The organism is Flavobacterium sp. B167r, from assembly GCF_056824315.1.
The window spans coordinates 476,614-501,148 of the sequence record NZ_CP124859.1 but is presented as its reverse complement, the minus strand read 5'-3'; the positions used below and the strand labels follow the sequence as shown (position 1 = coordinate 501,148).

Genomic DNA, 24,535 nt, shown 5'->3' with positions numbered 1-24,535 from the left:
ATTATATTATTAAAACAGTTAGAACTAAATTTACCCTACTTTTTATAAATCAATTTCTTTACGTAAACTTAACAAGGCCAAATGGATGCGTTTTTCAACTGCTTTTACGCTGATATTTAGATCTACGGCAATTTCGCTGTATTTTTTTCCATCAATTCGATGCATCAAAAATGCGACACGCTGCTTTTCATTTAAGTTTGCGATAGCTTTTAAAAGTTTGTCCTTAAATTGTTTTTCTTCTAAAAGATATTCAGGATTCTGATTGGTTTTATCAAGTCCCGTAAAATCTTTTTCATATTTGAGAACTATTTTTTGATGCGCGATTTCATTGAGGCTGCTGTTATTGGCAATGGTATAAACGTAGGATTTTGCTTTTTCTAAAGGCACTGAAGAACAGTTTTGCCAAAGTTTTAAAAAAGCTTCCTGTGCAACATCTTCAGCCTTTTGCATATCCCCAAATTTGTAAATAAGAAAATTGCGAAGTGCTTTGATCTGGCTTTTGAAAAAGGACGAAAAAATGATTTCATCACAAGTGTTTGATTCGGGGTTATTTGGCATTTAGATTTGCAGTTTGGAAAATGCAAAAGTATTTGTTTTTAATTTAAGTAGGGTAGAAGCAAACCAGATTGTTTTGTATAAGAATAAAATGCTATCGGCTTTTGATAATTTAGTATTACGCCAAGATCTTTGATTCAGTAATTAAAAACCAATTTCTAAATTTTATTACCTTTGTAAAAATCATAATATGCTGTCTTTAAGAAAATATTTATTAGTAGCACCTTTTCTGTTTTTCTCTTGCCAAAGTGAAATAGATGAGCAGAGTTCTAACATGCAGAATACCGTTTCAAAAGAATCTCCTCTAACTTCTTATTTACAGCGAGTGGCAATGGTTGCGACCGTTCAGGATAATGCAGTCGATGGTTCTAGTTACTGTACAATAAAATTTCCTTACTCAGTCACCGTTAACAATGAGTACATTGCACTTAATTCTTCAGCAGATTACCAAAAAGTACTTGACAATATTAATGCTAGCACTACTGATGACGATATTGTAAAAATCGATTTTCCAGTTACGATGGTTTACTACAATTACATTGAAAATTTTATACCTAACCAGAATGATTTCGATACCTTAATTGATTACTGGAATATGTATCCCGATTTATTATCTAAAATTAACGGACTTAATATTCAATATCCAATTACAATTAATATTTATAACAGTGACAATCAGGTAGCAAGTTCACAGACAATTGTAAGCGATCAGACATTTTTTAATTTTATAACAAATCTGAACGATAGCCAATATATTTCCTTAAAATATCCTGTTTCTATTGTAGATTATAGTGGTCAGACTAAATCGCTTGCCAATAATTTAGACTTTGAAAATGCAATTAAATATGCCATAGATTACTGCCCAGAAAACAATATCGCTTCGTATGATTTTGTACAAACTATAACAAAGGGCTCTTGGAATATTCCTTACTTTTTTTATACTTCAGACCAGACCGCTTCTTTGAGTGGCTATTCATTTGTTTTCAAAAGTGATCAATCAGTTACAGCAACAAAAAGTTCAGTTACAGAAACAGGGCAGTGGGAATTTGTATCCCAATATGGAGTTGATAAATTAGTTTTGATTTTTAATTCGCAACCACTCTCAAAATTGAATGGTAATTATTACGGTTGGAGTTTATTTGAAATTAACAATTCAGACATACGACTTCGTGCTTTAAGCAATGAAAGCAGTTATCTCTATTTTTCAAAAAATTAGATTTTTTATTTAGTGTTTTCTAAGAAAAATAAAGGCTTGAGTTTGAAAATAAACTCAAGAAATAAAATTTACCAACTTCCTTTAAGACCTTCTTTTAACGCATCATTGTATTTTTTCAAATCAAAACTATACAAATCTGGCGCTTTATGTGCACCACCTTTTCTTGATTCATCTAATTTGGTTAGAATATCATAGCGTAGAATTTTTCGATAAAAATTTCCTCTGTTCAGTTTCTTTCCTAAAATACCTTCGTATAATTTCTGCAGTTCCGGCATCGTAAATTTCTCAGGAAGAAGATTATAACCAATCGGATGATTGTTTAGCTGTTCTCTGAGTGTTACTAAGGCTTTGTCAAAAATAGTTTTATGATCCATCATAAATAATGGAAGGTTGTCTATCGGATGCCATTTGACAATGCTCGAAAATTCATCGACATCTAGTTTAACTTGTCCATGTTCCGCAAGAGCATAATATCCAATAGAAACAAAACGCTGTTTGTGCCAGATAGTGTCATCGTATTTTTCAAATGCAAATTCAGAGCGGTTTAAATTTCCAAAAGTATAGAATTGCTGTAGATAAATATTTTCTGTTCCAGTTCTGTCTTTTAAGATGCGAATTGCCGCGTCATCAACATTTTCTACTTTTTCTACATAACCGCCTGGAAGTCCCCATTCTTCTCGATCTTTCATTTTTAGAGTCAAAACCTGAAGTTCATTTTCGTGAAAACTGAAGACAACGCAGTCAATAGAAAGTGTTGGAATATATTTTTCCCAAGACTCTTCAGAACGTATTTCGAGTAGTTTTTTAAATTCCATTGAGATACAATTAGCTCCAAATTTAAACTTTTTAATAGGTACAAGTCAAATTCCTTCAATTTTTTCTGACATTTTTTAAGCATCACAAAAAAAACTTAAAAAGTGAAAATTTATCTTTTTTGGACTTTATGCGATTTCATAAATCAATTATTAATCGTTTCATTTTTTCAATAATTACAATAGTTTACGCAAACGAGGTAGTGATTTTTAAGTGTCTATTTGACAATTCAAACATATCTTCTTAATTGTTGTTTATATGGAATTTATGGTTGCATTTTAATGCGATAATGAAAATTATAACACCAATAATTTGTTGATATGGAAAATAGTATTTAATATTGCTTCATTATGAAGCAATGAAAATTCGTAATGAAAACCTAACTTAAACTACTCATGAAAAAATTAATTATTGCCACAGTTTGTTTGGCATTTTATCCTGCTTCTGAAGCTTTTTCGCAAGAGGATAAAAAGCCGCTAAAAGCCACAGATTCAATTAAAACAATTACAAAAATTGTAGAAACAGATACTAAAGAAGAAAAAAACAGAAATGTTATGCTTAATGCGGCCAACAATACAGGACCGCGTGATGTAAATATTGGTTTGCCTTCTACCGTTGGAGGAATTACCATTCAGGAAAATGATTTGCCAGTGGTTTATTATTTCTGGCCAGAATTGCCAAACAGAACCTGGAGACAAAGCAAAAGCTTAGAAAGAACAGGATTATTAAAAATTGGTGAAGCTGCGATTACCACTGGAGATTTAGGATTTGCAGTAAACTCATATACAAAATTAGGAACAGATAAATTAGAAATAGTTGGAAATCTTTCGGGTTCAAGTTTCGGGTGGATGAAAGGAGATTTGAACGTCTCTGGTCCGTTGGCAAAAGGCTGGTCTTACACCATGGGAGCTTACGCGAATTTCGATCCGAATTCTTTTGATTTGAAATTTGCTAAATATTCAGACAGAACACAAATTTATAGAGCAGGTCTGACGAAGAAATTCAATAACGGAAAAGGACAAATTAGCTTTTTGTATAAATATGCCAATTCTGCTTCACTAACAAATTATGCGGTTTTCAGATATAAAGAAGGAGGAAAAGTAGAAGAATATAACGATTTTAAAATCGGACGTGATTCGTATATCGTAAATGACGGAACTTTAAAATTTAAAGACATCATGACTGGCGAAACTAAATTTGCCGACATGGGCGGAAGCGATGCTGCATCGACTTCACATACTTTTGATATTTTAGGAAACTATGATTTAGCCAATGATTGGAAGTTTAATTTCTCAACTCGTTTTCGTTATGCTGAAGCTTCTCAGTTAATTGCAATTCCACTTGGAATTTTTGCAGGAACTGCGGCAGATAATTTCACATACAAATCAACAGGTAATGCTTATGTGGGAAATGTGAATTCGATGTTAGGATTATACACAGACGGAACGCCAACAAAAACCGCGCTTTCAAGATTTGAAATTAAAAAAAATGTAGAAAAACACAAATGGAGATTTGGCCTTTTAGAATACTATTACCAAGTTGACGATTTTACTTCAAGCCGTTCTTTCTTTAACCAAACGGTAAGTGCAAATCCAGATAAACTAGTTCGTAATACGCCAGGCGGAACTTCAAATACGGATGCTGACGGATTTTACAATTACAATGTAGGAGGTGAATATCACAATGGTTTCGAGAATAAATTATCAGGTTATTTTTCAGATAATTGGACTATTTCTGATCGTTTGAGTTTAGCTTACGGAGTTAATTTGAGATACCATAAATTAAAAGGAGATTTTTACTTGACACCAAGAACACCAAATTTAGTTTTTGATCCAAGTCAGAAAACTTATTTTGACAACAACTGGTTCCATTTAGGAGGTTCTGTAAATGCCGTTTATAAAGTTACAAAAAGCGCTGGAATTCTTGCAGACTTTACTTATACCGAAAAAAATGGACAATTAGAAAGCTATTCTGGAGCCGTAACGCCAAATTTGGCTAAAACAAAAAGTCCTTTAGCTGCTTTTGGATTGTATTATAATCAAGAAAAATTCAGTGTAGTTTCTCAAGCAACTTACTTGACAAGAAATAATTATCAGGCAAGATTAAATTTAGTTAATCCAGCAAATGCAAGCCAGTCTGAAGTAGCAACGGTTTTCTATGATATCCAGACTTTAGGGTGGACAACTGATATCGTAGCAACTCCATTTAAAGGATTTAATCTTCATTATTTAATTACTTTTCAAGATCCGGTTTATAAAAATTATGATTTTAATGCTTTCGGAAACAGCTATTCTTACAACGATAAAAACGTTTTAGAAATTTCTAAAGTATTGATGGAAATTGATCCAAGTTATACGCATGGAGATTTTAAAGTTTGGGCGAGTTTTCGTTATTTCAGCAAGCAATATGCGAACTTAACAAACGCCTTATTCTTTGCTCCAAGATGGGAAACTTTTGGAGGTGTAAATTACAAAATCAACGATCATTTTGATATCGGTTTAACCGCTGTAAACTTCTTGAACCAAACGGGAGCCAAAGGAACTATCAACGGAGCAGAGCTAATTACAGATGCTTCGGCTTATTACGATCAGCTTTTGGTAGGATCTTACATCCGTCCATTTACTTTGGAAGCTTCTCTTAATTTCAGATTCTAAAATTTTATTTCGATGAAAAAAATAATTATAACTGCCGGTTTTGCTTTTTTTCTGAGTGTTTCATTGCAGGCACAACAAGCTAATTTTACGATTGTTAAAAATAATAAAGGTGCAGATTTGGGATATTCTCCCGGATCTGGCATCCAAATTTTGACTGTAAATGGCAAAAAGTTTAAAGATTTAAACAAAAACGGAAAGCTCGATAAATATGAAGATTGGCGCCTTTCGGCGGATGAACGTGCGAAAGATTTAGCTTCAAAAATGTCGGTTGAGCAAATCGCAGGATTGATGCTTTACAGTCGTCATCAAGCTTTGCCTGCTCCGGTTGACGGTTATAGAGCAGGTCATTATAACGGAAAATTATATCCAGAAAGCGGTGCGAAACCTTGGCAATTGACAGATGAGCAAAAAACATTTTTGAAAGAAGATAATCTGCGTCATGTTTTGATTACAAGCGTAGAAACTCCAGAAGTTGCCGCTTTATGGAACAATCAAATGCAGGCTTTTGTAGAAGGAATTGGATTGGGAATTCCAAGTAATACCAGTACTGATCCACGTCATACGGCAAACGTAACTTCAGAATTTAATGCAGGAGCAGGAGGAACAATTTCGATGTGGCCTGATGGTCTCGGAATGGCTTCTACTTTTGATCCGAAAATTGTGGAGCAGTTTGGTCAGATTGCTGCAAAAGAATATCGTGCTTTAGGAATTGCAACGGCTTTATCTCCGCAAATCGATTTAGGTTCTGAGCCAAGATGGTACAGGATTTCTATGACTTTCGGCGAAAGCCCAGCTTTAACCAGAGATATGGGAAGAGCCTATATTGATGGTTTTCAAACTTCATACGGAAAAGACGAAATCAAAGACGGCTGGGGTTACAAAAGTGTAAACGCCATGGTAAAACACTGGCCAAGCGGAGGCGCTGAAGAAGGCGGACGCGACGGTCATTGGGCTTATGGAAAATTTGCAGTTTATCCTGGAAATAATTTGCAGCAGCATATTGATCCGTTTATTAATGGCGCATTCAAACTAAAAGGAAAAACAAGTAAAGCTTCGGCGGTGATGCCTTATTATACCATCACTTTTGATCAGGATAAAAAATATAATGAAAACGTAGCTAACGGTTTTAGTAAATACATTATAACCGATTTATTAAGAGATAAATACGGTTACGATGGCGTTGTTTGTACCGATTGGTTAGTAACAGGAGAAGAAGGAAAAACACCAAGTATTTTTGCGGGAAAACCTTGGGGTGTAGAAAATCTTTCTATTGACGAAAGACATTACAAAGCCATTGTTGCAGGAGTAGATCAATTTGGTGGGAATAATGATAAAAAGCCCGTTTTAGCGGCTTATCAAATGGGAATTAAAGAATTTGGAGAACCTTTTATGAGAGCCAGATTTGAAAGATCGGCAGTGCGTTTATTGAAAAATATTTTTAGAGTCGGACTTTTTGAAAATCCATATCTGAATGTTGAAGAAACGAAAGCAATTGTTGGAAATCCTGAATTTATGAAAGCAGGTTATGAAGCACAATTAAAATCGGTTGTGTTGTTGAAAAACAAAGCTTCAGTTCTTCCTTTAAAAGAAAAGAAAACCGTTTTTATTCCGAAAATATATACAGCTTCAACGAAAGATTGGTGGGGCGTTGCGAGTCAGCCGAAACTAGAATATCCTGTTAATTTAGAATTGGTTAAGAAATATTATAATGTTACCGAAGATCCTTCAAAAGCAGATTTTGCGATTGTTTTTGTGACAAGTCCACAGAGTTTAGAAGGTGGTTATGATTTAAAAGACCGTACCAACGGAAGTAACGGTTATGTGCCGATTTCACTTCAATACGGAACTTACACTGCAACCGAAGCGAGAACAAAAAGTATTGCAGCAGGAGATCAGGTCATTGACCCGACAATTAAAGACAGAACGTATAAAAATAAAACGGTTACCGCTGCCAACACTATGGATTTGAGAACAATTCTCGACACCAAAGATATGATGAAAGGAAAGCCAGTTATTGTTTCTGTTACCGCAAATAAACCAATGATTTTTAATGAGTTTGAAAAAGAAGTAGACGGAATTGTTTTGAATTTCGGAGTTTCTTCTCAGGCTGTTTTAGATATTATTTCAGGAAAAACAGCACCTTCAGGATTACTTCCGGTACAAATGCCTGCGAATATGGAAACGGTTGAAAAACAATTTGAAGATGTTCCTTTTGATATGATTCCACATAAAGATTCAGAAGGGAATGTTTACGATTTTGCTTTTGGACTGAATTGGAATGGCGTTATAAAAGATGCTCGAACGGAGGTTTATAAGAAATAGGTTTTGATTTGTGTAGATTTTAACCGCAAAGTTCGCAAAGATTTACGCAAAGGTTCGCAAAGTTTTTCCCTCATTTTTTGTCATTTCGACGGAGGAGAAATCTTCGCGAGAAACTCGATAGAGATTGGCTTCTTTTAGGAACAGAGCTACTGACGGAGATTTCTCCTTCTTCGAAATGACAAACTAAACGTTTAAAAAGTTCGGTTAAACAAAAAACAACAACATTATGAAAAATAAAATCAAAATACTATTCGCCATCTGCATGCTTTCGATTACGACAGCAAAAGCACAAGAAACAGTAAAATTATACGAAGGAAAAGCACCAGGATCTGAAAACTGGACACAGACAGAAGCTCAAATGTATTCGGATCTTTTTAAAACGGAAGTCGTTTACAATGTCACAGATCCAAGTGTATTGGTTTATCCAGTTCCGAAAGGCGTTAAAAATACAGGAACGGCAATTGTCATTGTGCCAGGCGGAGGATTTCAAAGTTTATCCATCAATAGAGAAGGAAAAGAACTGGCGGAAATTTTAAGTAAAAAAGGAATTACGGCTTTTGTTTTGAAATATCGTTTGAACAAAACCGAAACCAACGATCCTGCAAGGGAAATGATGGACAAATTGAAAGACAGAGCAGCTTTTGAAAAAAATTCCTTGGCAACTATACAATTGGCGGCAAAAGATGGAAAAAGAGCTTTGAACTACGTTCGTAGCAATGCTTCAAAATACGGCATAGATATCAAAAAAGTGGGGATTATTGGTTTCTCTGCCGGAAGCACTGTAGCAATGGAAACGGTTTTAGACAATTCTTTAGAACAGCTTCCAGATTTTGTGGCCAATATTTATGGCGGACCACGACCAGAACTTTTGAGTGTTCCTGCACCAGAAAAAAAGATTCCAATGTTTGTCTGTGCGGCAAGCGACGATCAATTGAAACTTGCTCCAAGAAGTATTCAAATGTATAACAAATGGTTGGAGGCAGGCCAAAGTGTAGAATTACACATGTATTCAAAAGGCGGACATGGTTTTGGAACAGGAAAACAAAATTTGCCTGTCGATTCATGGGAAATTCGTTTTGAAGAATGGTTAAAACTTCAAGGATTTTTAAACTAAAAGAAAGACTTTAAAAACTATAGATATTATGAAACATACAGTTACAAAAACAGTGAGAGTAACGCTTTTAACGGCGCTTGTACTTTCTAACTTGTCTTTTAACAAGTTGCCAATTAATGAAAAAGATCCTGTAATTACCATTAACGGATTTAGTTTTGTTGATTCGAATAAAAACGGAAAATTAGATATTTGGGAAGATACGCGTCTTTCTGTTGATCAAAGAATTGATGCCATAATCAAAGAAATGACCAATGCAGAAAAAGTAGAACTTCTTATTGGAACTGGAATGCCTGGAATTGAAGTTCTGACAGGTCCTGTTGGAGATTCCAAACAAGGTTTGGTTCCCGGAGCTGCTGGAGGAACGGCTGCTTTCGAAAGATTTGGAATTCCTGCAACGGTTGTAGCCGATGGTCCTGCGGGTTTACGAATTGCGCCAACTAGAGAAAACGATTCTAAAACGTATTATGCGACGGCTTTTCCGGTGGGAACCGCTTTGGCTTCAACTTGGAATAAAGCCCTTTTGGAAGAAGTTGGAAAAGCAATGGGAAATGAAGTAAAAGAATATGGTGTCGATGTTTTATTAGCGCCAGCTTTGAATATTCAAAGAAATCCTCTGAACGGAAGAAACTTCGAATATTATTCTGAAGATCCATTGATTTCTGGAAAAACGGCTGCAGCAATTGTAAACGGAATTCAGTCGCAAGGAGTTGGAACATCAATTAAACACTTTGCAGTTAATAATGAAGAAACCAATCGTTTGACGATCAATGCTCACGTTTCTGAAAGAGCTGTTAGAGAACTGTATTTAAAGGGTTTTGAAATTACGGTGAAAGAAGCACAGCCTTGGACTATTATGTCGTCATACAATAAATTAAATGGAGAATATACTTCTGCTAGAAAAGATTTATTGACTGATGTTTTAAGAAATGAATGGGGTTTTAAAGGCATTGTAATGACTGACTGGTTTGGTGGTTTTCCTGGTTTTGAAACAATTAAAGATGGTTCAAATTCTGATGTTGTAAAACAGATGATTGCAGGAAATGATCTTTTGATGCCTGGAATTCCTGTGCAGAAAAAAGCATTATTAGAAGCTTTAAATTCGGGTAAATTATCTCAGGAAGTGGCGAATGTAAATGCAAAAAGAATTTTAGAATATATTTTCCGCACGCCAACTTTTGCAAAATATAAATACAGTGACAAACCAAACTTAACTCAAAATGCTGCTGTAACCAGAAAAGCAGCGGCTGAAGGAATGGTTTTGCTTAAAAACGAAAAAAATGCACTGCCTTTCGCTGACAAGCAAAAAGAAGTTTCTTTATTCGGAGTTACTTCATACGCTTGGATTACAGGCGGAACAGGAAGTGGAAGTGTAAACAATAAACACACCGTTTCGCTTTTAGAAGGTTTAAATGCCGCTGGTTACAAACTTGACAAAGAATTAGTTGATTTGTACACGCCTCATGCTGAAAAAGAAGTGGTTGCTGAAAAAGAAAGAAGAAAAGCAAGAGGAATTTTGGCTTTGCCAGAAAGACTTCCAGAATTAAAAATGGACGATGCTTTCTTGGCTAAAAAAGCGGCAAGTTCTGAAATTGCATTTGTGACTTTAGGAAGAAATTCTGGAGAAGGAGGAGATCGAGTTGTCGACAACGATTTTAATATGGCAAACGAAGAAATCGAAATGCTTGATAAAATCTCAAAAGCTTTCCATGCAAAAGGTAAAAAAGTGGTTGTGATTTTAAACATTGGCGGCGTAATTGAAACGGCTTCATGGAAAGATAAAGTTGATGCTATTTTATTAGCTTGGCAGCCAGGACAAGAGGGTGGGCATTCTGTAGCAGATGTTGTTTCGGGAAAAATAAATCCATCAGGAAAATTAACAATGACTTTCCCTGCAAAATATTCTGATACACCTTCGGCTAAAAATTTCCCAGGATTTCCAATTGACAATCCAAAAGAAGTGACTTATGAAGAAGGCGTTTATGTTGGATACCGTTATTTCAATACATTCAACATTAAACCATCGTACGAATTTGGTTTTGGAACGTCTTATACTTCATTTGAATATTCAGGAATAAAACTAAGTTCTCCAACATTCAAAGATAAATTGACTGTTTCTGTAACCGTTAAAAATACTGGAAAAATAGCAGGAAAAGAAGTCGTTCAATTATACCTTTCGGCACCTTCAAAATCGATTGACAAACCGAAAGAAGAATTAAAAGCTTTCGCTAAAACAAAAGAATTGAAACCAGGTGAAAGCCAAACGTTAACATTGACGTTAGCTCCAAAAGATTTGGCTTCTTTCTTAGAAAATAAAAGTGCATGGATTGCTGAAGCTGGAGATTATAAAGTGCTTGTTGGAGCCTCTTCATTAAACATAAAACAAACTGCTTCGTTTTCAGTTGCAAACGAAATTACAGTTGAAAAAGTGAAGAAAGCATTTGAATTGGATTCAAAGTTTACTGAACTTAAGCATTAAAATTTAGTTAGTTATTGTTGTTAAAAGGCCGTCTCAAGTTTTTGAGACGGCTTTTTATTTTACGCTTGTTTTGAACTTTTTCTAGTAACTTCTATTTTTTTAGGGCTTTATTTTGAGCGATTTGATTAATTAATTTTAATGCAAGGCTTGAGTAAAATCTCCTAATAAATCATCAATATCTTCAATTCCTATTGACAAACGGATTAAAGAGTCCTCAATGCCCATTTCTTTCCTGCGTTCAGCTCCAAGCTCGTGAAAGATGGTTTTCGCTACAGGAATAGCAAGAGTTCGGGTATCACCTAAGTTACTGGATTTAATAACAACTTTAAGGCGGTTTAGGAATGTTAAGCTGTCAATTTCATCACTCAATTCAAAACTCATCAGACCTCCAAAGGCTTTAAATAATTTGGAAGCAGTTTTATGCTGAGGATGGCTTTCTAAACCGGGATAATTAACTTTTTTAACCAATTTATGACTGCTCAGAAAATTGGCAAGTATCATTGCATTGTTTGAAGTTCGCTCTAAACGTAATGCTAAAGTTTCAGATCCTACCGAAATGCTATGCGCCGCTTCGGGAGATAAAGTACCACCGCCATCGCGCAATCCTCTTTTTCTGATTTGAGTAATTCCAAGCAAAGCAGGTGCAATGGTTTCTTGTAAAATTGGAGCAATATTTCCAAAAGTACTCCAATCATACAGCCCTGTGTCAGTAAGGCTTCCGCCGAGAGCGTCGCCATGACCGCCTATATATTTTGTAAGGGAGTTAATGACAAGACTTGCTTTTACCTCAACAGGTTTAAATAAATAAGGAGACGTCATGGTATTGTCTACAACATAAATTAGATTATGTTGCTGGCAGAAATCACCAATTTGATCGAGCTGTGCAATCTGAGTTCCTGGATTGGCAATTGTTTCCACAAATACCATTCGAGTATTGGGCGTATAGGCTTTTTCTATATTCTCAATATTGGTGGCATCCACAAATGATATTTCAATGCCAATTTCGGTTAAGGTTTGCATAATGCTCCTTGAATTTCCAAAGAGAAATGAACTTGCAATTACATGATCATTTTTTTTCAAAAGAGAAAGAAATGCAGCAGTTATGGCAGCCATTCCGGTAGTAAAGGCAACGGTTGAAAGACCATTTTCCATCTGCGTTATTTTGTGTTCCAAAGCTGTTACGGTTGGATTTCCTTGTCTTGAATAAGCGTATCCTTTCTTTTTGTTTTGAAAAACATCGACAAGATCATTTACATCTTCAAATCCCCATGTTACAGAAGTATGGATGGGTTGGTGTAATGCGCCGAATTCAGGTTGTAATAGTCGGTCCGAATGTAATATTGTAGTTGTAAATCCTTTTTTTGTATTGCTCATTTATTTTGCTGATGCCTTATAGTTGACATCTTTTTTAGTGTTATCAATTCCTTTGCAATTTACTGTGATTTTTGATTTCGATAATCCAAATCGTTCGTATAAGTTTAACTCATGCACTTTTACAAATATATTGCTTTCTGAAACTTGGTTTTTAAGTTAATTCTTTTTTTTTGGAATTGATTTTAAAGGCAGCCTGAATGCTGAAAATTAGTTTTAAAGTGTCAAAAAAAGAGGCATGATACGTGCTGGTCTTATTCTGAAACCAACATTTCACCATTTTTATTGATAGAAAAAAGAATTATATTTTGGTTATCTTTTCATAAATGGCAGGATCGTGTTTTTTTACTTTTATTTTCACGTATTTGGATGCTGGCATATTACTTTCTTTCACCACATTATTTACAGAAACTAAAACATTTGTTTCGGGAAAATAAGTGACCGTGTTTCGCTCTGGAATTTGATAAGAAACGATCAGAAATAAAGGGGCAATTCTTTCGATGCCATCATTATAATTGAATAAGTCTACTTTGTCTCCTGGTTTAAATCCCGCTTTATCAATGTCTTTTTGATTCATGAAAATAACGCGTCTTTCATTTTTTATACCTCGATATCGATCGTCCATACCATAAATAGTGGTATTGAATTGGTCATGTGTGCGTGTTGTCGCCATCATGTATTCGTCCGGTTCCAATTCATTATCCGGAATTTTAGTCAGAGTAAAGGCAGCACGATCAGCAGATTCCTTTGCTTTAAATTCTCCATGTCGAGGCGCATTTGGCAGATAAAAACCGCCTTTTTTTCTAACTCTACTATTGTAATTTTCAAAACCTGGAATACAATTTTCTATGGCTTCTCTCACTGCATCATAACTGTTGTGATAACGTTGCCAATCAATCACTGATTTATCACCAAGAGTTGCCATTGCCATGCGGCAGACAATTTGTGTTTCATTTACAAATTGATCTGATATAGGTTTAAGCACTCCTTTAGAAGACTGTACAACGCCCATAGAATTCTCAGTACTAATAATTTGCACTTCGTTGTTTACGATATCCATATCACTTCGCGAAAGCGTAGGAAGTATAAGAGATTCTTTTCCGTGGACTAAATGACCTCTGTTGAGTTTTGTAGAAACAGATACTAGCAGTTTGAGTTTTCTGAATGCTTCTGCGGTGTACGTAGTATCTGGCGCTGCCGATAGAAAATTGCCACCCATGCAGAACATAAATTTTACTTTTTCTTCGTGGATTGCTTTTATAGTTTCAACAACGTCGTAACCATGATTTCTTGGCGGATTAAATCCAAAATAAACCTGAAGACGATCCAATTGTTCATTTGTAGGTTTCTCATCAATAAGCATGGTTCGGTTTCCTTGCACGTTGCTATGCCCTCGAACAGGACAAACTCCAGCTCCAGGTTTTCCGATGCTTCCTTTAATTAATAATATATTGACAATTTCTCTAATCATGTCAACACCATTGGGTTGTTGTGTCAATCCCATTCCCCAACAGACGATAATTCTTTTTTTGAAGGCAATGATTTCTGCAGCTTCGATAATTAAATCTTTAGGAACACCAGAAAGAAAAGCTAAATGATCTAAATCTAAATTTTTAAATTGTTTCTCAAAATTTTCAAAACCAGTTGTTTTGTTTTTGATGAACTCGTGATCAAAAACTTCACTTGGATTTTTCTTCTCCAATTCAATTAATAAAAGTTCAATAGCTTTCAGAAGTGCCATATCGCCGTTTATTTTTATTGGAAGAAAAAGATCGGCCAATTTTCCGCCTGAACCAATTATTCCTTTTATCTCCTGCGGATTATGGAATCCCATTAAACCTGCTTCTGGCAACGGATTCACAGCAATAATTTTCGCTCCGTTTTTCTTTCCTTTTTCTAAAGCGCTCAGCATTCGCGGTGCATTTGTTCCTGGATTTTGTCCAATAATTATAATGACATCTGTATCATAAAAATCTTCTAGAGTAACCGTCCCTTTTCCAATACCGATTGTGGTTTTCAAAGCAGTTCCAGAAGTTTCATGGCACATATTGGAACAATCTGGCATATTGTTGGTTCCAAATTCTTTTGCAAAAAGCTGATACAAAAAAGAAGCCTCATTGCTTGTTCTTCCTGAAGTATAAAAAGCAGCTTCATTTGGAGATTCCAATGCATTTAAATGAGAAGCAATTTTTGTAAAAGCATCATTCCAACTGATTGGCTCGTAATGTGTGCCGCCAACAGGGAGATACATTGGCTCAGTGAGTCTTCCCATTTTTCCAATTTGGTAATCGTCTAATTGTGAAAGATTGTAAACGGAATTTTGTTTAAAGAAAGCAGCATCGACTTTTTTGGTTGTGGCTTCTTCTGCTAAAGCTTTTGCTCCGTTTTCACAATATTCGCCCAAAGGAGATCTGTCATCATCAGGATCTGGCCACGCACAGCTAGAGCAGTCAAAACCTCCTTTTTGGTTCATCTTAAACAAAGCTTTACCGCCTCTAAGGACTGCTTTATCTTCAATTAAATTACTTACAGCTGCCAAAACCGCTGGAACTCCGGCAGCCCATTTTTCTACTTTTGTTAATTTAAGTTTTGAAAGCTGGTACGGATTTTCCGCTTCGGGTAATTTATTGGTTAAATCATCTATATTTTGTGGTTGATCTTCCTTCATTACATTTTGGTTTAATTGAAATTGCGTTGTGCTCGGACTAATTTATTTCAGCCAGTGACGATTACGGTTTGATCCGATGAGTTGTATATATTAAATCTGTTTTCTTTTAGAAATCCCAAAAGCGTGATATTGAATTCTGCTGCAAGCTCTACCGCCAGACTTGACGGTGCGCCAATAGCCGCAATAATAGAAATGCCCGCCATTGCAGCTTTCTGGATTAATTCAAAACTCGCTCTTCCGCTAAGAAGCAAAATATTTTCTTTTAATGGCAGTGATTGATTTCTAAGTGATTTACCAATTAATTTATCTAATGCATTGTGCCTTCCAACGTCTTCAGTTAAAAGAACCAAATCACCTTGGATAGTAAAAAGTCCCGATGCATGAAGTCCTCCAGTTGATTCGAAGTCGCTTTGAGCAATTCTTAATTTTTCGGGTAACTGATAAAATACCGAAGCCTCGATCGTAACTTTTGGTTTTATTAAATTAACAAAAGGACTTGCTGTTTTTATAGATTGAATGGAACTTTTTCCGCATACGCCACAACTTGAAGTAGTATAAAAATTCCGATCTGTTTGCATTAGATTTGGAGTGAAATTCTCGTTTAAATCAATTTGTACAATGTTTTGTTTTTGTGAAAGACAATTCATTTTTACAGAATAAGCGTCCTCTATATCTTCAAAAGAAGTAATAATTCCTTCAGTAAAAAGAAAACCAATCGCAAGATCAATATCATTACCAGGAGTACGCATGGTAACCGAAATATTCTTTTGAATTCTCTGTGTATTGGAACCATACGATAATCTAATTTCTAGAGGTTCCTCAACTGAAAGTGTATCTAAAAAGGATGAGGTTTTAGTTTCATCAATTCTTTGTACGCTGACATGTTTGATGGAAACTAATTCCGAATAATTTATTTCCATGATATTGCGATTAAGATTGCTACGTAAATTTAATTAATAATCGGATCAAAAATATATTTTGCATTATTAATTAACATGTGTTTATGTGATTTTAAAAACGTTTGAAGAACATTCGTTTATTTCACAATCTCACCCATCAACTGCAGTAAATCTTCCGGACCGCCGTTGAATTTTCTGCCGTTTACAAATAGGGAAGGAGTACCGTTTACGCCGCTTCTAACCCCGCTTTCAAAATCAGAATCTATTTTAGCCGCAACTTCAGGGTTTTTAATATCAGTATTAAATTGTTGAGGATCGAGCTCCAATTTTTCTGCTAATTCCAATAAAAAAGCTTCATTTAAATATTCCTGATTTTCGTAGATAGCGTCGTGCATTTCCCAAAATTTTCCCTGCAATGGCGCAGCCTCTGCTACGATTGCTGCAGGTCGCGCATATTGGTGCATTTCGGATAACGGAAAGTTTCTAAAAACAAATTGTATTTGTTTTCCGTATTTTTTCATTATTTCTTTAAGAACAGGATAGGCAGCGCCGCAATACGGACATTGATAATCTCCATATTCAACGATTACAATATCGGCATCTTTTTTTCCTTGTGTATGGTCAGTTTTACTGACTGCTGGTTGTAGTGACATAATTATTTTTTTTAAAGTTTTTCTAATGCTTCTAAAATTCCATCAGCTCCTGGATTTACTGCCATCGGTGATAGATAACTCCATTGTATAATTCCTTCTTTATCAATTACAAAAAGAGCGCGGTTGCATTCGCCTTCTTCTTTATTGTATACGCCGTATTTATTTGAAGTTTCTCCTTTCGGTTCAAAATCAGCTAATAAAGGAAAGTGCAGATTTCTAGATTGAGAAAAAGCCATATGGCACCATTTGCTGTCTACTGAAATGCCGAATATTTCAGCATCGTATTTTTTGAAGTATTTCAGCATTTCGTTGTAAAGTGCCATTTGATCACTACAAACTGGACTCCAGTCAGCGGGATAAAAGGCTAAAATCACGTTTTTTCCTTTAAATTCTGATAAGGTGATTTTTTGGTCGGGTGTTGCAAATAATGTAAAATCTGGCGCAACGTCATTTCTCTGTAGCATAAGATTTATTTTTAAGGTTTAGTTCGTTAATTGGCAAAAACAATCCGCAAACGATTAGTAGTATGGCGGGCAGGATGAGTGTCGAACTTTTTAATAATGGAAATAACAACGGTGCAGTAAAAGCTCCTGATATAAATCCTGCCCATAGGAGTAATAAACGAATAGCATTTTGTTTGTACTGCTTTTTGTTGGTTTTATCATTGCTCATAGTGAGCATTGCTGTATTTCTTGCCAGACTGTTTAGAGTTCCTGTAACGAAATCAGTATTTATTTTTTGGTTTCCTACCATCGTTACAATTGTATTCATAATTCCTGTTGAAAAACCAATTATAGCAATTGACAATACATCACTTATAGTATAATATTGTGATATTGCTGTATATATAGCCAGTATTCCTGAAACGATAAAAAAAGGCAACGTCGGTATTTTTGATTCTTTCCACAGCGATAAACATGTTCCTGTGTATATTCCGAGTATAAAGAAAAGAATTACAGTAAATGTTGTGATTATTATGGATGATTTCTCATTAGAAAGTGCCACTCCTAATTGCGTGGTGTTACCACTCATAAAGGAAACGTAAATTTTCCATTTCAAAATTCCGACAGCATCGAGATATCCGGCAATGAAAGCTAAAAATATAGCTAGTTTTTCCTGTATTCTGATTTGATCAAATGAGGTTGGAAATTCTGTTGAAACAGCCACAGCGATTATTTTTTGGGCTGAATAAACAACTTACTTTTAGGGAACTTTTCTATTTCGCCTTCTTCCAGACCAAAATTGGTTACAACCACATCTTTTGGATTTCCTGCAAGCCATTCACTCAAATCAATAGATTGATAAATACCACTGTTAAATCCGATTAAGATTTTGCAGACTGTATTTCCAGTATTTTTTATGTAATGTCCCGCGCCCATTGGTACATAGCCAACATCTCCTGCATTAAACTGTTCCGTAACCACTGTGCTTTCTGCTAAAAAGACAGACATTTCGGCTTGACCGGAAATATAATATTGCCATTCATCTGCATTTGGGTGCCAATGCATTTCTCTTAAAGCGCCAGGCTGTAATTCTATAATAGAACCTGCCATTGTAGTGCTGATGGGAAATTCTTTGCTGGTTACCAATCTTTGCAAGCCACCACCTGGAACTATTCTCGGTTGCTGTGCATGTAGCGGATAACGATGTAAATTAGTCAATTCAATATCTGATTCTTCAGGGCGGGAAGCGGCGGCAAAGGATAATTCATCAGGAACAATTCCAGCTGCAAAATAGGCTTCTTTTTGAGGTAATGCTGCGACTTCTTCTAATGTAATTCCCAAATTTTGAGAAACGATTTCCGGAGGCATGCTCGAAATAAAATCGGTAACGCTGAAGGTATGGTCTTCTGAAAAATTTCCATTATCAAAAATTAAAATAAAATGGCATTCTTCGGTTCCCGTTGCCTGTATCGAATGTCCGTATCCTTTTGGAAAATACCATACGTCTCCAGGTTCAAAATTATCGGTGTAGCTATGACCGTTTGGATGAATAATCGTTGTGCGCACAGTTCCAGAAATAACATAAGCCCATTCGGCTGCATTTGCGTGCCAGTGCAGTTCGCGCATACTTCCGGGTTGTAATCGCATTGAAACTCCTGCAATTCCTATTGAAGCAGGAAAATCTTTTACAGAAGCTCCTCTTGTTGTACCGCCGTCATTGGTTCGTGGTTCTTTTTTTTCTAATTCGTATTTGAAGCTTAATAGTTCAGTATTCATGATAATAGCTTTTAATGATTAGTAATAGTGGTTTGCTAATTCTATTGTAAAGCTATTGAAGATATGTGCGATTGGCATTTGGAATTCGTTAAATGGGCAAAAACAGTCGTTGAGTTTCATGATAGAAACTTCTTATAAAATAGTTTGTATATCTAAGTGGATTTTTTTACGAAACATCGAAATTGTTAGACTTTACAAAAAAAAATCACTGTAGCATACAGTGATTTAATCTTATAAAGAGGAGTTTTTTGGATTATTTAAAAAGCCATTTTTTAATAAGTCTGGTATAATTTGGCATTACGACAAATACCATTAAAAATACGATGAAGCCTGAAATGACTAAGCCATCAAAATAATGGTTGGAAGGAATTTTTAAAAATCTTAAAAGTGGAATTGCCAGTAGCGGAATTAAAAGTGATAAAGGATAAATAGCCGACCAGGTTACGAGGAATTGTTTCCAACGAACTGGAACTTTGTTTCCTTCGTTTTCGGTATTAAAAAGAAACTCCAAACCAGATCTTATCTTATAATTGTCATTTTTTCTAAAAAAAGGATTTGCTTTTTCAATCAGTAATTTTCTATTATCAGATTTCATCCAGTTTGTTAGATTTTCAATGCTATCAAATCGAATAATAACTGTGTAGACAAACGTTAAATGTGGAATAGGTCGAACAATCTGAAGGTCTATAAAACCTCTTGAATGTTTGGTAATTGGAACAATTTCGTCGAGCCATTTTTCATATTGCTGTTCTTTTCCATCCAAAATATGATGTGTGATCACAACAGATGCGCCTTGATTTTCCATATAACTATTTTGTTTAATTGGTTAAAAAGCTCTTTTATACTGCCAGGGAATTTCAATATTCATTTCTAATTCTTTAGCGGCTTCGATACTGAAATAAGGATTGCGTAAATGTTCTCGAGCGATCACTACTAAATCTGCTTTATTTTCTGCAATAATAGCATTTGCCTGTTCGGCCTCAGTAATCATTCCAACCGCTCCAGTCAAAATACCTGTTTCTTGCTTAATAGTATTTGCAAACGGAACTTGATAACCCGGAAAGACTTTATCTTTACTCACATTTGTAAAACCTCCGCCAGAAGCCGTTATGAAGTCAACACCATTTTCTTTTAATATTTTTGAAAGATGAACACTATCTTCTAAAGTCCAACCCAGAGCCGTTTCTATATAATCAACAGCTGAAATTCTAACCATCAAAGGCATTCCTTCAGGAATTGTTTTTCTGATTTCCTGAACTGTTTCTACTAAAAAACGAATTCTATTGTCAAAACTTCCTCCATATTCATCTGTACGCTGATTGATAACTTCGGAGTAAAATTGGTGAAATAAATATCCGTGCCCAGCATGCAATTCAATAGTGTCAAATCCTGTATCAATTGCGCGCAAGGCAGCATTTACAAAAGACTTTTTAAGTTCTTGAATTTCGGCAATTGATAAAGCCTGTGCTTTTACTCCGTGATTTTCTGTGGCAGATGATGATTTTACAACCCAGCCTCCTTCTTCTATAGCAAGAGGTTTCATATGTTCATTGGGATGTTTGAGGCTTCCTTTTGCACCAGAATGCCATAATTGAATTCCAATTTTAGCATCTTGTTCATGAACGAAATCTACAATATTTTTCCAAGCATTTTGCTGTTCTTCGTTCCAAATTCCTAGATCATAAAGTGTCGCCAGTCCTTCTGGAGCAACTGCTGTACATTCGGTAAGAATTAATCCAGCTCCTCCAACAGCTCGACTTCCCAAATGGACCAAATGCCAGTTATTAGGTATTCCGTCTTTGGCACTGTACTGCTGCATAGGAGATAATACAATCCTGTTTTTTAGGGTAAGATTGCGAAGTGTTATTGGTGAAAATAAATTCATTGTTTTATTTTTTAAATCGTTTCTAAAAATACTTTGGATTCAGAAAGTGACAGATTCAGAATATTTTCTACATCATCTAAGATCTGTTTCAAAGTGGTATTCTGTTCTGAAGCCATTTCCAGTAGGTCGAGTTTTTCCTCTAGAAGGGACTGTAATCCCATTATTGCAATACTTGAATGTAAATCATGCGCTCGAAGTTTTACAATTTTAAAATCCTGATTTTGATAAGCCATTATAAGTTGTTCCAAATGCAGTGGCACATTATCAATAAATTGTTTGGTGACTGTCTGTTCAAAGCTTTTGTTTCCGCCACTTACAGATTTCATATAGGTAAGATCGATATAATCAAAAACAGGATTATTTTCGACGACTTTTATGTCTTTTGATCCTGCTTCTTTCAATCCAAAATCAGTAATCATTTTAAAAAGTTCTTCCTCTTTTATAGGCTTTGAAATGTACTCATTCATACCATGGCTGAGACATTTTTCCCTTTCGCCAGGCAGTGCGTGTGCTGTCATAGCAATTATAGGAATATCAAGTTTTAAGATTTCACGAATCTGCTGAGCAGCAGTATAACCATCCATTTGCGGCATTTGTAAATCCATCAGTACAAGGTCGCATTCTTTATTTATAAGGTAATCAACCGCTTCTTGACCGTTAGAAGCCATTTCAAAAGTAATGTTCCACTGCGAGAGTAAATGTTTCATAAGACTCTGGTTGATGGCGTTGTCATCTACCACTAACACCCTCAAAGGAATGTTAGAAATATCTTTAAAGTGATCTATATTTACTTCTGGTATAGTATTAAGCTGCTCTTTGGCAATTTCATACGGAATGTAAAAACTAAAAGTGGTGCCTTTTCCCTGTTTACTACTGACTTTAATATCACCATCTTGTAGCAAAATCAATTTTTTTACAATTGATAATCCAAGACCAGTCCCGCCGTAATTTCGGGTTGTTGAATCTTCCCCCTGATTGAATCTGTCGAAAACTTCGCTTAGTTTTTCTTTATCAATTCCAATTCCAGTATCCGTAATTTTGAAACCTAAAACGACCTCATTTTCATTTTGATTTTTGTTGTAAACTTCAATATTTACAGATCCCTGATGAGTAAATTTTATGGCATTACCGATAAGGTTTACCAAGATTTGTGTCAATCGTGTCGCATCACCAATTAATGTATCTGGAATAGAGCTATCAACCTTACTTGAAATCGTCAGTTTTTTTTCTTTTACACGTTCTGAGAAAAGTGTTTCAACAGAATTCAATAATCCGTTGATGCTGAATATTCCGGGAGTAATTCGCATCATTCCGGCTTCAATCTTAGATAAATCAAGAATGTCATTGACAATAGTCATTAAATTTTCACCCGAACGCTGGATGGAAGCCGCAAATTCTGCTGCAGTTTCGTCTAAAGGTCTTTTCTGCAATAAATTGGTAAAGCCTAAAATTCCGCTCAAAGGAGTTCTGATTTCATGGCTCATATTGGCTAAGAAATTTTCTTTTGCCTGAGCTGCTACAGATGCTTTTTTTTCTGCAATATCAAGTTCCTTAATCAGGAAATGCTGTCTTTTAAACTGTTTTACAATATGATAGCCAATAACGGCGCCGCTTAAAACCAATAAAACGAGTAAAGAAATGTCATACAATTTGGCCCTTTTTCCCATTTTGACACTTAATGCACTGAGTTCCATCATTCGCAGTTTGCGTTTGTGATAAATCTTAGCAGTGATACCAGTGATTTCATTAGAGATTATTCTGGCTCTTGGATTTGCAATAGAGCTTTCATCATCCATATTTCCAAGAGAATCATAACGATGAAGTAGTTTTCCTTTTGTTGCCATTTTATCCTCTGCCAAAATTCCGAGTCTCTGAATTAATTTTTCTTCTTCAGGATCTGAATTGTCTACAGAAAGGGAGTCCAGAAAATTTCTTATTTGTTTAATTTTTTGGTCAATTCCTTCCAAATGTGTAGTATCGTTGGTTGCTATAGAAGCCCTGATTCTGCTTTCAACCCCCAGTATATCACGGTCAATTTCTCTTAAATGATTGCTAGAACGCAATTCGTTTAAAAGCGTATTATTGTTTTTGATGAGCGCTTTAGTATTTTTAGCCGAATTTATCTGTACAGCTATCAAGAGGATGCTGCATAAAACAAAACTACTGACTATAAAATAGCTGAAGCGTTTATTGCCCATTACTGTAGACGTATTTGTCATAAAATAAAAGTATAAATGGTATTATCTTAATTGGATAAGACCGTATTGAGGCAGGGATTTAAGGAATCTTAAAACACATTCATTCTGATGTTTAGTGCCTTGCGGTATGCATCGGCGACAGGAATGAATTTTTTATTAATCATAATGCCGCCATCTTGTAAAGTGTCAATTTTGCTGACCGAAACAATAAAGGAGCGGTGCACCCTGATGAAATCATCTTTCGGTAAACGTTCTTCGGCGGTTTTCATCTTACCATGAATGGCAAACATTTTTTCCGTGGTGTAAAATTTTACATAATCACCCATTGCTTCGGCGTATAAAATGTCATCCAGTTTTAAGCGTCTTGTGATATTAGAATCTCTGACAAACAAAAATTCTTCTTTACCAAATTGCACATTTTCTTTTCTGCTTTCCAAAATGGACTGCGCTTTACTGACCGCCTGAAGAAATCTCGCAGGAGTAACCGGTTTTAAGATATAATCTGCAATATTGAGTTCAAAAGCTTCCAATGCATATTCCTTTTTAGAAGAAGTGAAAATGATAATGATATCTTTTCCAGAAAGGTTTTTAGTCAATTCAATTCCAGTCATCTCTGGCATTTCAATATCTAGGAAAATCAAGTCTATATGATTTTCCTGTAAATGATGGTACGCCTCAATAGCATTTGAATATTCGTTTACAACTGTCAGGTTTGGAATTTGTTTTGCCAGATGAGACAAAGTGGTTCTTGCAATATCATTATCGTCAACAATTAACGCCTTCATGGTATTCGGTTTTTGGTTCAGACAAATATACTTAATCCATATTATTTATCTAAAGTAAGAGCGGATCATCCAAGCCATTTCTTCATGATTTTCTATTAATCCGGTGATAAAATCACTTGAGCCATAATCTTTATAATCATCTGCAAAAGGAGTTATATTCCCTCGGATAAATTCAATAATACTCTCGTGGTCATTTAATAAATCTTTCATAAAACCAGCTCCGTCATTTGTTCTTTCGCTGTATTCAGTAAGATGCGTAAGTTCTAGATATGATTTTAAGGATGCAGGTGCATAATGCCCGATTTTACGAATACGTTCTGCAACACTATCAATAATTTCATCCAATTGTTTGTATTGGCTCTCGAAGAAAATATGATTGGCATGAAAATTATCACCTGTGACATTCCAATGTGCATTTCTGGTTTTGGTGTAAAGTACAAATTCGTCTGCCAATAGTTTTGCAAGTTCTGCAGAAACAGCTGCTGTGTTTTGTTCTGTAATTCCGATTTTAGCTTTCATAATCTTAGTTTTTAAAGTTAGTAAAACAATATTCCTTTGTTTTCTTTGGTAAAGGTCATCAGAAAGAAGAGAGAGCAGGTCACATTTTCGGTGAACAGGCAGAATCTGTCGTTGGATAGCTCCAATAATTTATATATTTGCGACCACTTCATCAGTGCAATCTGTTATATAAATCAAATCACAGCAAG

19 protein-coding genes are annotated in these 24,535 nt (G+C 35.3%); 5 read left to right on the top strand and 14 right to left on the bottom strand.

Features of this window, described 5'->3' with window-relative positions:
• Nucleotides 1-42: 42 nt before the first annotated feature.
• Nucleotides 43-558, bottom strand: a complete 516-nt coding sequence (locus tag QLQ96_RS02435; RefSeq protein WP_482494386.1) for an RNA polymerase sigma factor — start codon at nt 556-558, stop codon at nt 43-45.
• Between the two features lie 187 nt (nt 559-745).
• On the opposite strand from QLQ96_RS02435, the gene QLQ96_RS02430 reads away from it, so the two are divergent.
• On the top strand, nt 746-1,771 hold the full coding sequence (locus tag QLQ96_RS02430) for a hypothetical protein (protein ID WP_482494384.1): 1,026 nt from the start codon (nt 746-748) through the stop codon (nt 1,769-1,771).
• A gap of 68 nt (nt 1,772-1,839) precedes the next feature.
• On the opposite strand, the gene QLQ96_RS02425 is transcribed toward QLQ96_RS02430, so the two are convergent.
• On the bottom strand, nt 1,840-2,586 hold the full coding sequence (locus QLQ96_RS02425) for an NUDIX hydrolase (protein ID WP_482494382.1): 747 nt from the start codon (nt 2,584-2,586) through the stop codon (nt 1,840-1,842).
• Nucleotides 2,587-2,979: 393 nt separating this feature from the next.
• Here QLQ96_RS02425 and QLQ96_RS02420 point away from each other — a divergent pair, with 393 nt between their 5' ends.
• The 4 genes from QLQ96_RS02420 (at nt 2,980) to QLQ96_RS02405 (ending at nt 11,150) form a co-directional block, all read left to right on the top strand.
• Complete coding sequence (locus QLQ96_RS02420; RefSeq protein WP_482494380.1) at nt 2,980-5,238, top strand: TonB-dependent receptor; 2,259 nt, start codon at nt 2,980-2,982, stop codon at nt 5,236-5,238.
• 12 nt (nt 5,239-5,250) lie between these two features.
• Nucleotides 5,251-7,560: a glycoside hydrolase family 3 protein gene (locus QLQ96_RS02415; RefSeq protein WP_482494378.1), complete on the top strand. Its 2,310-nt coding sequence runs from the start codon at nt 5,251-5,253 to the stop codon at nt 7,558-7,560.
• A gap of 226 nt (nt 7,561-7,786) precedes the next feature.
• Nucleotides 7,787-8,674, top strand: a complete 888-nt coding sequence (locus tag QLQ96_RS02410; RefSeq protein WP_482494376.1) for an alpha/beta hydrolase — start codon at nt 7,787-7,789, stop codon at nt 8,672-8,674.
• Nucleotides 8,675-8,702: 28 nt separating this feature from the next.
• On the top strand, nt 8,703-11,150 hold the full coding sequence (locus QLQ96_RS02405) for a glycoside hydrolase family 3 C-terminal domain-containing protein (protein ID WP_482494375.1): 2,448 nt from the start codon (nt 8,703-8,705) through the stop codon (nt 11,148-11,150).
• 135 nt (nt 11,151-11,285) lie between these two features.
• Here the strand turns inward: QLQ96_RS02405 and QLQ96_RS02400 are convergent, their stop codons facing one another.
• The 12 genes from QLQ96_RS02400 to QLQ96_RS02345 form a co-directional block, all read right to left on the bottom strand.
• Nucleotides 11,286-12,524 (bottom strand): cystathionine gamma-synthase family protein, encoded by a 1,239-nt coding sequence (locus QLQ96_RS02400; RefSeq protein ID WP_482494373.1) that lies wholly within the window; start codon nt 12,522-12,524, stop codon nt 11,286-11,288.
• Between the two features lie 298 nt (nt 12,525-12,822).
• Nucleotides 12,823-15,189, bottom strand: a complete 2,367-nt coding sequence (locus QLQ96_RS02395) for an FdhF/YdeP family oxidoreductase (protein WP_482494371.1) — start codon at nt 15,187-15,189, stop codon at nt 12,823-12,825.
• 47 nt (nt 15,190-15,236) lie between these two features.
• Entirely contained in the window at nt 15,237-16,109 is an 873-nt protein-coding gene (fdhD, locus tag QLQ96_RS02390; RefSeq protein ID WP_482494369.1) for a formate dehydrogenase accessory sulfurtransferase FdhD, read from the bottom strand.
• Nucleotides 16,110-16,225: 116 nt separating this feature from the next.
• A complete protein-coding gene (locus QLQ96_RS02385; protein ID WP_482494367.1) occupies nt 16,226-16,741 on the bottom strand; it encodes a DsbA family protein in 516 nt (171 codons plus the stop codon).
• Between the two features lie 11 nt (nt 16,742-16,752).
• The gene (locus tag QLQ96_RS02380; RefSeq protein WP_482494365.1) at nt 16,753-17,205 is read right to left on the bottom strand and encodes a redoxin domain-containing protein; all 453 of its coding nucleotides are present in this window, start codon (nt 17,203-17,205) and stop codon (nt 16,753-16,755) included.
• Nucleotides 17,189-17,908, bottom strand: a complete 720-nt coding sequence (locus QLQ96_RS02375; RefSeq protein WP_482494364.1) for a YoaK family protein — start codon at nt 17,906-17,908, stop codon at nt 17,189-17,191. Before QLQ96_RS02375 ends, QLQ96_RS02380 begins: the two co-directional genes overlap by 17 nt.
• Nucleotides 17,909-17,913: 5 nt before the next feature.
• Nucleotides 17,914-18,960: a cupin domain-containing protein gene (locus tag QLQ96_RS02370; RefSeq protein WP_482494363.1), complete on the bottom strand. Its 1,047-nt coding sequence runs from the start codon at nt 18,958-18,960 to the stop codon at nt 17,914-17,916.
• A 253-nt stretch (nt 18,961-19,213) separates the two neighbouring features.
• A complete protein-coding gene (locus QLQ96_RS02365) occupies nt 19,214-19,765 on the bottom strand; it encodes an antibiotic biosynthesis monooxygenase (RefSeq protein ID WP_482494361.1) in 552 nt (183 codons plus the stop codon).
• 21 nt (nt 19,766-19,786) lie between these two features.
• On the bottom strand, nt 19,787-20,845 hold the full coding sequence (locus tag QLQ96_RS02360; RefSeq protein ID WP_482494360.1) for an NADH:flavin oxidoreductase/NADH oxidase: 1,059 nt from the start codon (nt 20,843-20,845) through the stop codon (nt 19,787-19,789).
• An 11-nt stretch (nt 20,846-20,856) separates the two neighbouring features.
• Nucleotides 20,857-23,064: an ATP-binding protein gene (locus QLQ96_RS02355; RefSeq protein WP_482494358.1), complete on the bottom strand. Its 2,208-nt coding sequence runs from the start codon at nt 23,062-23,064 to the stop codon at nt 20,857-20,859.
• A gap of 68 nt (nt 23,065-23,132) precedes the next feature.
• Entirely contained in the window at nt 23,133-23,828 is a 696-nt protein-coding gene (locus QLQ96_RS02350; RefSeq protein WP_482494357.1) for a LytR/AlgR family response regulator transcription factor, read from the bottom strand.
• A 45-nt stretch (nt 23,829-23,873) separates the two neighbouring features.
• Entirely contained in the window at nt 23,874-24,347 is a 474-nt protein-coding gene (locus tag QLQ96_RS02345; RefSeq protein WP_482494354.1) for a Dps family protein, read from the bottom strand.
• Nucleotides 24,348-24,535 lie beyond the last annotated feature (188 nt).